This window comes from Limnoraphis robusta CS-951, assembly GCF_000972705.2.
In genome coordinates this window covers 21,453-34,067 of record NZ_LATL02000255.1, presented here as the reverse complement: position 1 = coordinate 34,067, position 12,615 = coordinate 21,453, and the positions used below count along the sequence as shown (strand labels likewise).

The following is a 12,615-nucleotide window of genomic DNA, read 5'->3' as shown; positions in this document are numbered from 1 at the left end:
AAGAACCGAGGGTTTTCTACTTTGTTGCCATCAGAGTCGGTGTAGAAATGGTTTAGACCAACATCTATGCCTAGCATCCGATTTGTGGGCTTATGTTGTTCATTTCGCTCTTGGTCGATGGAAAACTGAACATAATATCCATCGGCTCGACGCACAACACTCACTCGCTTAATCTGTTCTTTTTGGTAAAAATGTAAATCGCGAGTTCCCCACATTCTAAAAGTTCCAGCTTTGAAACCATCCCTAAATGTAATGGTTAATCGGTCATCCGATAACACCCATCCATCAACTTTGTACTCGACTGAGCCATGAGTTTGATGCTTCTTAAACTTAGGAAAACCTTTCTTGCCCGGAACCTTTTTCTTGCAATTATCAAAGAACCTGGCGATAGCACTCCAAGCCCTTTCAGCACTGGCTTGACCGGCTTGCGCTGAAAGCTTTTTACACCATTCAAATTGTTCTCTGAGTACCTTGCAGTATTTATTCAGGTCATACCTGTTGACCCCTTTGTTATCCATCCAGTGCCTCAGGCAACTATTACGCACAAAAAGAGCAGTTCTAATCATCTCGTCCAAGATGACGTACTGCTCGTTTGTTCCTCGTAATTTGGCCTCAAATACCAACATGGCTGTTTTGACTCTATGTCATTAAGTTTAACAATTGATACGGAGATTGTAAAAAGCGGACAGGTCGAATGCCTCGCTTTTTACCTGGGGTGTCCATGTACCTACCCCCAAATCAAAGATTATGGAGGCAGTGCTATAGCCCCCCAGTCCCCCCGTTAAGATAGTCGGTATGATGGGGAAAGACCCGCACCGAGAGGATCAACCAACCATCGGAGAAAGTGACAGAAGATAAAAGGGGTTGAGGGTGTTGAGTGAAAGACACGTTACAAATTGTTCCAAAACGCTACATTTCTACAAATTCTCAGTCAGTTATCAGGCTTATGCTGAAGTATAGACTTGTTATCAGTCAACAAACGGACGTTCTAGGCAACGTCTATCAAAGTTAGCAGTTATCAGTGTACTTGATGACGGGTACTCAAATCCCATTCAATCAAAGCACTTGAGCGACACCGTAGGAAAAAGCGATGAATATCAACAAAATTCTAGTAACGGTTGCCGGACGTGGACTCTGTGAAGAGATGCTGAATATGTTGATGGATATTCCATCCATTCAGCAAGCATCTGTAACTGTTTTACACGTTGTTCCCTCCCAAGCCTCCGCAGAGGCGATGTCTGAAAAATTAGAAGCGGGGGGAAAAATTTTAGCCCAAGCGGTTCAGTCGATCAAAGTTGATCCGAGTAAAGTTAACCCGCGTTTGAAGCAGGGAGATCCCAAAGATATTGTCTGTCAAGTTGCCGATGAAGAAAATTCTGACTTGATTATTATCGGATCACGGGGGTTACAAGGCTTGCGGGCGATTTTGGAAAATTCCGTCAGTCAATACGTTTTTCAATTGACATCCCGGCCGATGTTGCTGGTTAAAGATGGGATTTACGTCAAGAAGCTCAAGCATATCATGGTGGCTTTGGATGCTTCAGACTCCTCGAAAGAATACTTAGACCTGGCGTTGTCTTTGGTCAAAGATATTCACGGTGGACAACTGATTTTAGCTCATGTGAACAAAGATATTACGGGCAAATCGAGCGAAGATTTCTCCAATAAGGCTGAAGCTGATCCGGTGATTGCCGCTGCCCTTGAACCTGTCAAGAGAATGGGTGTGAGTTATCGCTGCGTTAGTGCGATCGGTAAACCGGGGCCAGAAATTTGTCGCATCGCCAGTGATGTCGGGGCGGACTTATTGATTTTAGGATCTCCTGATCGCCGTCCAACTGTGGCGAAAAGCTTGGTTGACTTAGATCGTTTACTCGGAGGATCACAGTCGGATTACGTTCGGGTTCATGCCGAATGTCCCGTATTATTGGCACGGACTGCGGCTCCATAAAGATTTGTTACATTGAAAAAAGCGCAGTGAAGCTGATAACTTCGCAGCGCTTTTTAGAGATTCGCGATCGCGGTTGATGAAGTAATAATCGTGAAAATGATTAACCTTCAGTCTCACCCCGAGTTTGAATGAACAGAATCAATAGAAAAACAGAAGGAACAAGCACAAACAATACAGTTGCTACAAACCCAAGATCATTAGTTTCCATGATACCCAGCCTCTATGTCAACAATCAAATCGACAGATATTAGCATAACATTGATTGGCTTCTATTGGCTGATCATAAACTCTTAATGTACTTAACCTTGGATGCGATCGCGTGAGTTTCCCTTAGCAGCATTCTTCTCCAAAAATTCAATAATCTTGGCAGGAACATCAATTCCTGTCGCCTTTTCAATCCCCTCTAGTCCCGGCGAAGAATTCACCTCCATCACCACCGGGCCATGATTAGAACGGAGTAAATCCACACCTGCCACTTTCAGTCCCATCGCTTTCGCCGCCCTGACTGCTGTTGAACGTTCTTCTGGGGTTAATTTAACCTTTTCTGCTGTTCCACCCCGATGCAGGTTAGAACGAAATTCTCCTTCTACCGCCTGTCGTTTCATCGAAGCAACCACTCGTTCATTGATCACAAAACACCGTAAGTCTGAACCCTTAGCTTCTTCAATAAACTCCTGCACCAAAATATTGGCATTTAAACCCCGAAAGGCTTCAATCACCGACTTGGCAGCTTGATAGGTTTCCGCTAAAACCACCCCAATCCCTTGAGTTCCTTCCAAAAGCTTCACCACTAAAGGCGCACCGCCAACGGTATTAATCAAACCGTCAATATCTTTGGTTGAATGAGCAAAACCGGACACAGGTAAACCAATTCCTTCCCTAGCCAACAGTTGTAAACAGCGTAACTTGTCACGGGCGCGAGAAATCCCTTGAGACTCATTAGCCGTGAACACATCCATCATTTCAAACTGTCGGACAACGGCAGTACCGTAAAAAGTTTGTGAAGCCCCAATGCGAGGAATCACCGCATCAAATCCTTCTAACGGCTTTCCCCCATAAATGACCATCGGTTTATGGGAGGTTATATTCATATAGCAACGCAGATAGTCAATGACATACATTTCATGGCCTCGTTGTTCTCCGGCTTCTTTGAGTCGTTTTGTAGAGTAGAGGTTAGAGTCTTGTGATAAAATTGCAATTTTCATAATTTTATGTCTCTGACATTCTTTAAGTTGAGATCGCGTTAGACAGCTTAGGGTGACAGAAGTCGCAATAGTCGGAAAACTCTGTCTAGCAACGGTAAATTACAGATTATCAGCGTGGGGAATGCGATCGCCAGGAAAACAGTTGAGATCGCCGCAAGAATGGGACAACCCCTTGTAAAACGACGGTAGCCCTGTGTAACCGTTGGTCAGTGGGTTAAGAACTTTGTGACATTTTCTTTTCTCAAAAGCTAATTTAATGAGTGGCGGGGATTTGGGGGAGGTGCCGAAGTCCCACATCCTAAATGACAAACCACTGACCAACTGTTGAGTTAGCTGGGGGTTCTTTCTTCATCCCTGTATTGTATCCTGTTCGTTGACATACTCCCCAAAACCAGAAATAGCCAATCCCCTGTCAACGCTTTGACAGAGGGAAAGACTGTTCAAATGTCAATCAGATTAATTCAGGTTTTAGGCCCGTTTTCGAGTCCAACCTGTAGCTTTCCAAATGGCAATAAACAACACACCGGAGACTAAAGCACCTAAATTCCATTTAAGCGAGTTCTTAAACAATAAGATTCTACGGTTTCTGCGTGTCTCTTCTGCTTGGGTTTTGGTGCTGCTTTCTGTCCGAGTAACAAAGTCAGAAAGTTGATTTTTAATTTCTTCTAACTCTTGTGCCGATTGTATTTCTGGAGTTCGACCTTGAGTATCGAGACGACTTAACAGGTTTTCCATCTGTTCTTCAGTGTTTGCTTGTTCCAGTTGTTGCTGAACTTGCTGAATTTGAGTCATCCGTTGTTCAACTTGAGTATCAATTTGAGTATTACTCTGTTTATCAATTCGCAGCGTATTAATAATGCCTAAAGGAACTAAGATTAGCAGGAAAATACCAAACAACAACGTCAATAGTGATAAAAGGCTTAAAAGGGGTCTTTCCCATTTCGGACGGAGATTTTGTTCTCCATAAAAGATTAAAACAAAGGCAATTAAAGGAACCGCAACTCGTTCAACAATCGCTCCCATTGTTTGAAACTCCCACACGGGATTTGTCAATTGAGGCGGAATCAGTAAAATAACTAAATCAACGAAGGTTAGGAATAACAAGGTGTAGCCAACCCAGCGCAAAGGCGGGATTGTTTGTAGTAAACTAGAGCTAAATTTCCACAGGGCATCTACTTTTTCGGTGAGCGGATTACTATTAGATTGAGTCATGGGTTAGATTACTAAAAATAGTTGTTTTTGGGATTAAATTTTGGGAAATTGCGGCTGCCACCATTGATACCAAGATAACCAGGCTTTTTCTAAAATCAAATAAGCTTGTTCAGTGGGGAGATCATCCAGAGGTACAGAGAGATGAGTCCACAAACAACGATGATCTCTGAGTGGTTCTTGACCCAGTAAAATCGGTAGCAAACGACTGACCTTCAAATCATAAGTATAGCGGTTTTGGATGAACTGTTCATAAAGAATTGCACTGGGGCTGTTTGGGTTAATACAAGAGCGGAGATAGGCTCGATTCTCTGCAATTTCTACGCTATAAAAACCTGTTTGATCTTGCTGTTTTAGAACACTTTCGAGTTTCTCAGGACTAGATAAACGCGGATCATACTGACGGAATAGTTTTTCATTAACGTGAGGATGATCCACATATTGCATCTCTATCTCTAATAGAAGATTTGCCGAGGTATATTCATATAAATTTCTGGGTATTGTGTCCTCTACCACTTGACTCTTAACAGGTTGCCATCCCGGTAAAGGCACCTCAGATGGGAAGACAAACGGTTTCTCTGTTAACTCTTTGGATGCCGGGGAAATGACAGATTTTCCGAAGACTAAAAGAACAGTTCCAAAGGTAAGAATCAGTAACGAAGTACGCAAGGGTTGCCAAAACTTCATAGGATTTTACTGTTCTAATACTTCATTCGATGAAGGTTCTTCTTGACGGAGGAGGAACCAGCAAAGCAAGCCAAACAGTCCTACAGAAATCATCATAAAAATCAGTGAACCCTCTCCCACGTGCCAGTATTGCAAACCTTCCTCATCTTGAGCATTGGCAAAAAGTGCCATAATTGCTACTCTAAATCCATTTACCACAAAAGCGATCGCAACAGAAGCAGCCAAAACCAAAATTTTCTTGTGAAGTTTCTTGAGAGGAAACAGAATCAGAAACAACACCGCAAACCCCAATAGATAGAACATTCCCGCAAAGCCTGAACATCCCATATTCACATTGACTCCGCCTCCGGGCATGATCACCTCAAAGCCACGACGAGAGGCTTCAAATCCAGAATACCAGAGAATAAACGTGGCGAAGCGAGCTGTTAATCCCGATATATCGATAATAGGCCAGATCAGAACTTTTGGGACACCCAGAAAAAACAAAATTAACAATTCCCGCCAATAGAGTTTAAACCCTCGAAAACCAGAAGCAATTAGGGTTAAACCAATACCGGAAATAAAGGGGGATACCCCTAAAAAGTTAGAAGTGGGCAGAGTTGCACTTTTGAGTAACACTGCCGCAATGATCATCAAACCCAGTAAACTGGGGAAAATCCCGCTTTCTAAATTGAGGCGATCGCGTTTTTGCCAGACTAACGATGATACCACAAACCAAAATAAAAAACTAATCGCCTGTAAATCAGGACTTCCATGATGTAGAGTCAGCGTCAGGTGAATTGCCATCAGTCCGGCTGCAATTCCTAACAGCCAGAACCGAGATTCAGTTAGAGATTTGAGGGATAGCTCTTCAAGTGCGTTCATGGCTTTTAACCTGAGCATTGCAACCGTTCTGAGTTCAAAATAAACTCCCCAACTTAATTTTAAGCTCATGTGGGGAGTTAAAATATTCTACTTTTTTAAAAAGATTGAACTCGGGTTGAGTGAAGATGAGATGATCTGACCCTCAATCTGATCAAGATCTTGGGGCTAATTCCCAATTACAATTAAGCTTTGACTTGCTGTTTTAGCTTCTGTTTTTGTTGTTCTTTGTGGAATACTCCCCCAAAGCCGAGTGCCATTGCTGTTCCTAAAATAGTCAGGGGTTCGGGAGCATCTGTTGAACTAGCCATCACCTTACCATCTCCAGTGCCACTGGTGCCGAAAGTAGTTCCAGTAATACTCTGATACCGCACGTGGAAGTTGCTGAGGTTCAAGGTGGTTAATGAGGTGTTGGCAAAAGCAAGTTTGAGGTTAAAAGTGCCTGTTTCTCCAGTTTGGACTCCACCCGGACCACCTGTACAGTTGCCTGTGCCGGGAATTAGACAGACTTCAATATTACCCACTGGACTCGGAAACCTGCCACTAGAAACACGAGTAAATTCTCCGTTGACGCTGGATGCACTATTGACAATATTCGGGTTGGTGTCAAACCCTAAACGAGAAATTCTCGAAGAGATAGGATTGGTGGAGGTGTTCTCCAAACGGACAAAGAATGAAGCAACAGTATAATTTGTTCCGCCAATCGTTTCTAGACCCCAGTTATCTAATCTAAATAAAGCTTGTCCCGAGAGTCCATCAACATCATTTTGGTTCACATTACCATCAAAGTTGACTTCAAAAAAGTCGCCGATATCACCGTTATTAAGATTAACACTTCCATCATTGGCAATACTGTAAGCAAAAGCAGGAGTCGTGGCGGCAAAAACAGTAGTTGCTGCGGCTAAAACGCCAGAAATCAGAAAAGGTGTTTTCATCGTGAAGGTTGTTTCCCCGAAAGAATGGCTCTATATGAAACAAACACTTAGGCAAGAAAAACCCAAGTGATTGCAAAGACTTTAGTGATATTTTGTGACTTGCTTTTTTATCAGCTAAGTTTTTTTGATATATCAATCTATCACCTTGCTGACATCCTATACGAGTCATTGGTTTGAGCGCAAGATTTCCTACACGATTTCATCAAACTTTTACAAGGCAAACTCGCTGTCTTTACAATCACTAGAGTTCTGTAAAGGTGATGAGTCAGCTTTCCCTTTTGACGCTGAATAGAATCCGCTTTTTTACCCCCTCAAGTCAGGATTTCAGGATGGTTTTAACTTGATGAAAGTCACAGGGAAGCCGAGGAAAAGTTGAACTCTCGAAGCTTGACCTTGTTATTTTTGGGGGTTATTTTTGGGGACGAGAGGTCGAACGATAAAAAGGACGCTTGACGACTGAGGCTGAATAGGTTTTCCCGCGAATTTCCACATCAAGAGACTGACCAATTCGGGCAAAATCTTTGGGAACATAGGCTAAAGCGATCGCTTTTCCGAGGGTGGGTGATAAAGTGCCACTGGTAATTTCCCCAACAATTTCTCCCCTGACCTTCACGGGATAACCATGACGGGCGATATGGCGTCCTTGCATTTCCAAGCCCACCAGTCGCCGAGATACGCCTTCGGCTTTTTGACGTTCGAGAACAGACCGACCAATAAAATCTTGCTTGCTATCCCAGTCAATTAACCAATTTAATCCTGCTTCTAAAGGAGTTGTAGAGATATCGAGATCCTGACCGTACAATGCCATCGCCGCTTCTAAGCGTAACGTATCTCGCGCTCCCAAACCACAAGGCGTCACTCCAGCTTCTAACAAACTCCGCCACAATTGTACCGCCACTTCGGGATCAACCATAATTTCAAAGCCATCTTCTCCGGTGTATCCGGTTCTGGCAATAAAAGCCGGATGTCCGAAAATTGTCGCGTTCAGATGTCCGAAAAAGGCGATAGACTGCAAATCTTCACTCACCAAAGGCTGTAACTTTGATACAGCTTCAGGCCCTTGAACAGCAATTAAAGCTTGATATTTTGTTAAATCTTCTAAGGTAATATCGGTGGGTTCTAACTGTGCGGATATCCAAGCTTTATCGCGAGAACAAGTTGCTGCATTCACGATCATCACACCCCGTTGACAGCCTGTATCTGCATCCTCACCCTGATAATAAAAAATAATATCGTCCAGAATACCGCCTTGCTCACTCAATAAAACCGTATATTGGGCTTGATGGGGTTGTAAGCGACTCAGATCAGAAGGAACCAAAGGTTGCAGCGTCTCAATTAAGTTCTCTCCGATCAAAATAAACTTGCCCATGTGGGAAATATCAAACATTCCCGCTTGTGAACGTACCGCCTCATGTTCTTTGTTAATCCCTGAGAATTGTACAGCCATTTCCCATCCCGCAAACGGAACCATGCGAGCCTTCAGTTCCACAGCGACATCGTACAAAGGTGTGCGAGAAAGAGGTTGCTTGGGTTCTAGATGTTCGGGTTCTGTGTTTTGGACTTCAGTTGACTTAGCCACAGGTCGTCTTTCCCATTATTCTGCTCGGTTTTCTCGATTCTATCGGTAAATTGTCAGAGAGGGAACAGGGAACAGGGAACAGGCAAGAGAAGCAAGAGGGAAAAAACTGGTAGTAATTCATGAATTACCCCTACAACTGCAACTGGTGAACAGCGAGATCTTGGCGGTTTCCGTCGAAGAGGGACTGCTCACCCGAAGGGTCACTGGATAAAGTGTGTCACAATAAATAAAATTAATACACTTATTGTTTCAGCGAAGTATATTCATGTCCGTTTTGGCACCGATCGCAGTTCTTGCAGTCTTGATTTTCGTCCATGAACTCGGTCACTTTCTGGCGGCACGGCTGCAAAATATTCACGTTAACCGTTTCTCTATCGGTTTTGGCCCGATCTTGCTCAAATATCAAGGCTCAGAGACAGAATATGCCTTACGAGGAATTCCGTTAGGTGGGTTTGTCGGATTTCCCGACGAAGATCCTGAAAGTACGATTCCTCGAGATGATCCCAATCTGTTAAGCAACCGCCCGATTTTAGATCGCGCTATTGTGATCAGTGCGGGAGTAATTGCTAATCTGATCTTTGCTTATTTTCTCTTGGTTGCTCAAGTGGGAATAATTGGCATCCCTGAATTTAACTACAATCCAGGAGTCAAGGTGCCAGAAGTGGCAACCGATGTAAGTTCCGCAGCCGCCAAAGCGGGAATCAAGCCGAATGATGTGATTATCTCAATGGAGGGTAAAAGATTTGAACCCTCCCAGGAAGCCATTCAGGATTTGATCACCGAGATTCAATCTCGCCCCAACCAACCGTTAGATCTAGAAGTCCAACGGGGTGAAGAGATTATCCCCGTGCAAGTCATTCCTGAATTGGGAAGCGATGGTAAAGGGCGAATTGGCGTACAACTGACTCATAACCGAGAGGTGGTGCGTCGTCGGGCGGATAACTTGGTTCAAGCCTTTAGCGAGGGGGCGAACGAGTTCCAACGGATTATTAACTTAACGGTTTCCGGTTTTGGTCAACTGATTAGCAATTTCCGTCAGACGGCGAATCAGCTTTCTGGCCCAGTGGGAATTGTCGCCATTGGTGCGGATATTGCTCGTTCGGATGCGGGAGATTTGTTCCAATTTGCCGCATTGATTAGCATTAACCTGGCGTTTATCAATATTTTGCCGCTTCCGGCGCTCGATGGGGGTCAATTGGCGTTTTTATTGATTGAAGCGATTCGTGGTAAACCGCTCCCCACTCGCCTGCAAGAAAGTGTGATGCAAACAGGCTTAATGTTACTGTTGGGGTTGGGAATTTTCCTGATTGTACGCGATACGGCGAACTTGGGTTGGGTGCGATCGCTTCTGCAACAGTGAACCCTTTGAGGTAACTGAAATGACCATTCGCAAGCGATTAAGCACGAAGCAACGAGCCTTAGAGATTTTAGTGCGGCTGAAACGGCTTTATCCCGATGCGGCTTGTACGCTCAACTACCAGACTCCTGTGCAGCTTTTGGTGGCAACGATTTTATCGGCCCAATGTACGGATGAGCGGGTGAATAAGGTGACTCCAGCTTTGTTTAAACGCTTTCCTGATGCGTTGTCATTGGCGATGGCGGATTTGGAGGAATTGCAAGCGTTAGTGCGTTCAACGGGCTTTTATCGCAACAAGGCTAAAAATATTAAAGCTGCTTGTTCGATGATTGAGGAGAAGTTTGGCGGGAAAGTGCCGAAACGTATGGAAGAGTTGCTCGAACTGCCGGGAGTGGCTCGGAAAACCGCTAATGTGGTGCTGGCGAATGCTTTTGGGATTAATATGGGGGTGACGGTTGATACTCATGTTAAGCGTCTGAGCCAACGCTTGGGACTGACTGAACAGACTGATCCGGTTCGTATTGAGCGAGATTTGATGTTGTTGCTGCCGCAGCCCGACTGGGAAAATTGGTCAATTCGCTTGATTTACCACGGTCGGGCGGTCTGTACGGCTCGAAATCCAACGTGCTATGATTGTAAATTGTCTGATCTGTGTCCATCAGCTCAATTAAAGTGAGTCTGATGAAATCCAAACGAATGTTAATTGACTGAGGAAAAACAGCTCTAATGGCTAAGAAAAGTATGATCATGCGCGACGTCAAGCGCAAGAGAATTGTTGAAAAGTACGCCGAAAAACGGGAAGCTCTCAAAGAGGAGTTTGAACAGGCGGAGAATCAAGCCAAAAAAATGGAAATTCACCGCAAAATTCAGCAACTCCCCCGTAACAGTTCACCAACACGGGTGAGGAATCGTTGCTGGGCTACTGGACGTCCGAGAGGATACTATCGCGATTTTGGACTCTGCCGCAACCAACTACGGGAAATGGCACACAAAGGGCTGTTACCGGGTGTGGTTAAATCCAGTTGGTAGGCTGAAGTTAGTGGGAACAGGGGACTCTAGGAATTGTCCAGTGTCTCCGCAATTTCTACAGTCCCAAGTAGGCAACAGGGAAAAGGCAGCAAGAGAGTCAGAAGTCAGCAAACAACTGGTACGGGTAATTCATGAATTACCCCTACGTGACTGGTGAGTGCTTACTGATAACTGTTAACTAAAAAGATGGGATTTTTATCGACCACAGCAGCGCTCATATCCCAGACTATCTAAGAGTAAATCACTAACGGCGTTGGCGATCGCAAACTCTCCATAAAAGCTTTGAGAAAAGTCAAATGATTGCATTTCCGTTACAATGGCAATCACTAAACAACCGAGATCGTTTTCTCCTTCCATCCGTTGACGGACAAAGATTTGAGCGGCTCTTTGGGCGATGGTTTGATTAATCGCTTCGGGAATGAATTCTTGATCGAGCCAAGCGTGTAAGGCTTTTTGCAGCCATTCCCCTTCTTGCTGGGGATTTTGAGCTGGGGGAAGTGTAATCGGTTTGATAGATTCAGACATGGGTCTAGAAGAGCGGTAGACTCAGTTTAGGACTAATTTAATCAAATTATATCGTTTCAATTTCGCTCGCCGTCAGAACCGCTTTACCAAGAGAAGCAGGTTTAGAGCAAGGTCGTTCACGACGGATTATTTTCTGCTACAATAGTTTATCGTGGCTTGATGCCGATAATCTATGCTTGTGTATGAAATGAAGCTGCAAGGAACCCAATACCAGTACAGAAAGTTAGACGAAGCTATCCGTACTGGTAGGTTTGTTCGCAACAGCATCATCAAAGCATGGATAAATGGTCAAGTTCAAAGTCGCAACGATGCTTATGCCTACTGCAAACTGCTGTCAGACAATCCTAGTTTTCCCTGGGTAAACCAACTCAATTCTATGGCTCGACAAGCCCACGCAGAAAGAGCATGGGCATCCATTGAGAGGTTCTATAAGAATTGTCGGCAAAAAATACCGGGGAAAAAAGGATTTCCAAAGTTTAAAAAATATCAAGTCCGAGCATCTGTTGAATACAAAACATCGGGATGGAAACTTTCAGAGGATAGAGGCTATTTAACGTTTTCTGATAAGTTTCAAGCAGGGACATTTAAGCTTTGGGGTAGCCGAGATTTACACTTCTATCAACTCCAACAAATTAAACGGGTTAGAGTGATTAGAAGACACGATGGGTATTATGCTCAATTTTTAATCGATCATACCAGAGAGGAAAACAAAGAACTCAGTAACAAACAAACAGGTTTGGATGTCGGTTTAAACCATTTCTACACCGATTCCACCGGGATACAGGTAGAGAATCCCCGTTTTCTAAGAAAAGATGAGCGACGAATTAAAAAGCTGCAACGTCGATTATCAAGAACAAAAAAGGGAAGTCAAAACCGTAAAAAAGCCAGGAATCGGTTAGGAAGGGCGCATCTCAAGGTTTCGCGCAGACGTAATGATTGGGTCTGTAAACTTGCCCAACACGTCATACAGTCTAACGACTTGGTAGCAATAGAAAACCTACGGATACGCAATCTGGTTAAAAATCATCATCTAGCTAAATCAATTAACGATGCTGCTTGGTACAGATTTAGAGAATGGCTGGAGTATTTTGGGAGAATTTATGGGGTTCCGGTTGTAGCAGTTGAACCTGCATATACATCTCAAAACTGCTCAAATTGCGGTGAAAAGGTGATCAAAACTCTCACACCCGGACTCACAAATGTCCTCACTGTGGGTATGTAGCAGACCGGGATGAAAACGCCGCCAAAAACATTCTAAAATCTGCACTCAAACAGTTATC

At 44.0% G+C, this 12,615-nt stretch carries 13 protein-coding genes and 1 pseudogene; 5 read left to right on the top strand and 9 right to left on the bottom strand.

Annotation, left to right across the window (positions count from 1 at the left end):
* Positions 1-566, bottom strand: a 566-nt coding sequence (locus WN50_RS21830) for an RNA-guided endonuclease InsQ/TnpB family protein (RefSeq protein WP_342586776.1), incomplete at its 3' end; no start/stop codon positions are given.
* Between the two features lie 524 nt (positions 567-1,090).
* On the opposite strand from WN50_RS21830, the gene WN50_RS21825 reads away from it, so the two are divergent.
* On the top strand, positions 1,091-1,948 hold the full coding sequence (locus WN50_RS21825; protein WP_046277023.1) for a universal stress protein: 858 nt from the start codon (positions 1,091-1,093) through the stop codon (positions 1,946-1,948).
* 100 nt (positions 1,949-2,048) lie between these two features.
* On the opposite strand, the gene psbM is transcribed toward WN50_RS21825, so the two are convergent.
* The 7 genes from psbM to gcvT all read right to left on the bottom strand — a co-directional run bounded on the left by psbM (position 2,049) and on the right by gcvT (position 8,424).
* Entirely contained in the window at positions 2,049-2,156 is a 108-nt protein-coding gene (gene psbM / locus WN50_RS32620; RefSeq protein WP_072075628.1) for a photosystem II reaction center protein PsbM, read from the bottom strand.
* A gap of 91 nt (positions 2,157-2,247) precedes the next feature.
* On the bottom strand, positions 2,248-3,153 hold the full coding sequence (gene rimK / locus WN50_RS21820; protein ID WP_046277024.1) for a 30S ribosomal protein S6--L-glutamate ligase: 906 nt from the start codon (positions 3,151-3,153) through the stop codon (positions 2,248-2,250).
* 468 nt (positions 3,154-3,621) lie between these two features.
* Positions 3,622-4,365 carry an HpsJ-like protein, cyanoexosortase A-associated gene (hpsJ-A, locus tag WN50_RS21815; protein ID WP_046277025.1) on the bottom strand — a complete coding sequence of 248 codons (744 nt, stop codon included), beginning with the start codon at positions 4,363-4,365 and terminating at the stop codon, positions 3,622-3,624.
* A 33-nt stretch (positions 4,366-4,398) separates the two neighbouring features.
* A complete protein-coding gene (locus WN50_RS21810) occupies positions 4,399-5,049 on the bottom strand; it encodes a cyanoexosortase A system-associated protein (RefSeq protein ID WP_046277026.1) in 651 nt (216 codons plus the stop codon).
* A 6-nt stretch (positions 5,050-5,055) separates the two neighbouring features.
* Positions 5,056-5,913, bottom strand: coding sequence for a cyanoexosortase A (gene crtA / locus WN50_RS21805; protein WP_046277034.1), 858 nt, complete (start codon positions 5,911-5,913; stop codon positions 5,056-5,058).
* 182 nt (positions 5,914-6,095) lie between these two features.
* Complete coding sequence (locus tag WN50_RS21800) at positions 6,096-6,845, bottom strand: cistern family PEP-CTERM protein (protein WP_046277027.1); 750 nt, start codon at positions 6,843-6,845, stop codon at positions 6,096-6,098.
* A gap of 409 nt (positions 6,846-7,254) precedes the next feature.
* A complete protein-coding gene (gene gcvT, locus WN50_RS21795; RefSeq protein ID WP_046277028.1) occupies positions 7,255-8,424 on the bottom strand; it encodes a glycine cleavage system aminomethyltransferase GcvT in 1,170 nt (389 codons plus the stop codon).
* A gap of 265 nt (positions 8,425-8,689) precedes the next feature.
* Between gcvT and rseP the strand changes: the two genes are divergently transcribed.
* The 3 genes from rseP to rpsN are packed head-to-tail and all read left to right on the top strand — an operon-like array spanning position 8,690 to position 10,810.
* On the top strand, positions 8,690-9,784 hold the full coding sequence (gene rseP / locus WN50_RS21790) for an RIP metalloprotease RseP (protein ID WP_046277029.1): 1,095 nt from the start codon (positions 8,690-8,692) through the stop codon (positions 9,782-9,784).
* 19 nt (positions 9,785-9,803) lie between these two features.
* Positions 9,804-10,457, top strand: coding sequence for an endonuclease III (gene nth, locus WN50_RS21785; RefSeq protein WP_046277030.1), 654 nt, complete (start codon positions 9,804-9,806; stop codon positions 10,455-10,457).
* A gap of 50 nt (positions 10,458-10,507) precedes the next feature.
* On the top strand, positions 10,508-10,810 hold the full coding sequence (gene rpsN / locus WN50_RS21780; protein WP_046277031.1) for a 30S ribosomal protein S14: 303 nt from the start codon (positions 10,508-10,510) through the stop codon (positions 10,808-10,810).
* A gap of 195 nt (positions 10,811-11,005) precedes the next feature.
* Here rpsN and WN50_RS21775 read toward each other — a convergent pair whose 3' ends face one another.
* Complete coding sequence (locus tag WN50_RS21775) at positions 11,006-11,335, bottom strand: hypothetical protein (RefSeq protein ID WP_046277032.1); 330 nt, start codon at positions 11,333-11,335, stop codon at positions 11,006-11,008.
* Positions 11,336-11,507: 172 nt separating this feature from the next.
* On the opposite strand from WN50_RS21775, the pseudogene WN50_RS21770 reads away from it, so the two are divergent.
* Positions 11,508-12,615 (top strand): annotated as a pseudogene (locus WN50_RS21770) (RNA-guided endonuclease InsQ/TnpB family protein); the annotation flags it as partial.

What these genes read in the sequence shown, in the direction of transcription:
- nth (WP_046277030.1), top strand. Translation starts at nt 9,804, where the DNA reads ATGACCATTCGCAAGCGATTAAGCACGAAGCAACGAGCCTTAGAGATT.
- rseP (WP_046277029.1), top strand. Translation starts at nt 8,690, where the DNA reads ATGTCCGTTTTGGCACCGATCGCAGTTCTTGCAGTCTTGATTTTCGTC.
- WN50_RS21775 (WP_046277032.1), bottom strand. Translation starts at nt 11,335, where the DNA reads ATGTCTGAATCTATCAAACCGATTACACTTCCCCCAGCTCAAAATCCC.
- psbM (WP_072075628.1), bottom strand. Translation starts at nt 2,156, where the DNA reads ATGGAAACTAATGATCTTGGGTTTGTAGCAACTGTATTGTTTGTGCTT.
- rimK (WP_046277024.1), bottom strand. Translation starts at nt 3,153, where the DNA reads ATGAAAATTGCAATTTTATCACAAGACTCTAACCTCTACTCTACAAAA.
- rpsN (WP_046277031.1), top strand. Translation starts at nt 10,508, where the DNA reads ATGGCTAAGAAAAGTATGATCATGCGCGACGTCAAGCGCAAGAGAATT.
- WN50_RS21810 (WP_046277026.1), bottom strand. Translation starts at nt 5,049, where the DNA reads ATGAAGTTTTGGCAACCCTTGCGTACTTCGTTACTGATTCTTACCTTT.
- WN50_RS21800 (WP_046277027.1), bottom strand. Translation starts at nt 6,845, where the DNA reads ATGAAAACACCTTTTCTGATTTCTGGCGTTTTAGCCGCAGCAACTACT.
- crtA (WP_046277034.1), bottom strand. Translation starts at nt 5,913, where the DNA reads ATGAACGCACTTGAAGAGCTATCCCTCAAATCTCTAACTGAATCTCGG.
- hpsJ-A (WP_046277025.1), bottom strand. Translation starts at nt 4,365, where the DNA reads ATGACTCAATCTAATAGTAATCCGCTCACCGAAAAAGTAGATGCCCTG.
- WN50_RS21825 (WP_046277023.1), top strand. Translation starts at nt 1,091, where the DNA reads ATGAATATCAACAAAATTCTAGTAACGGTTGCCGGACGTGGACTCTGT.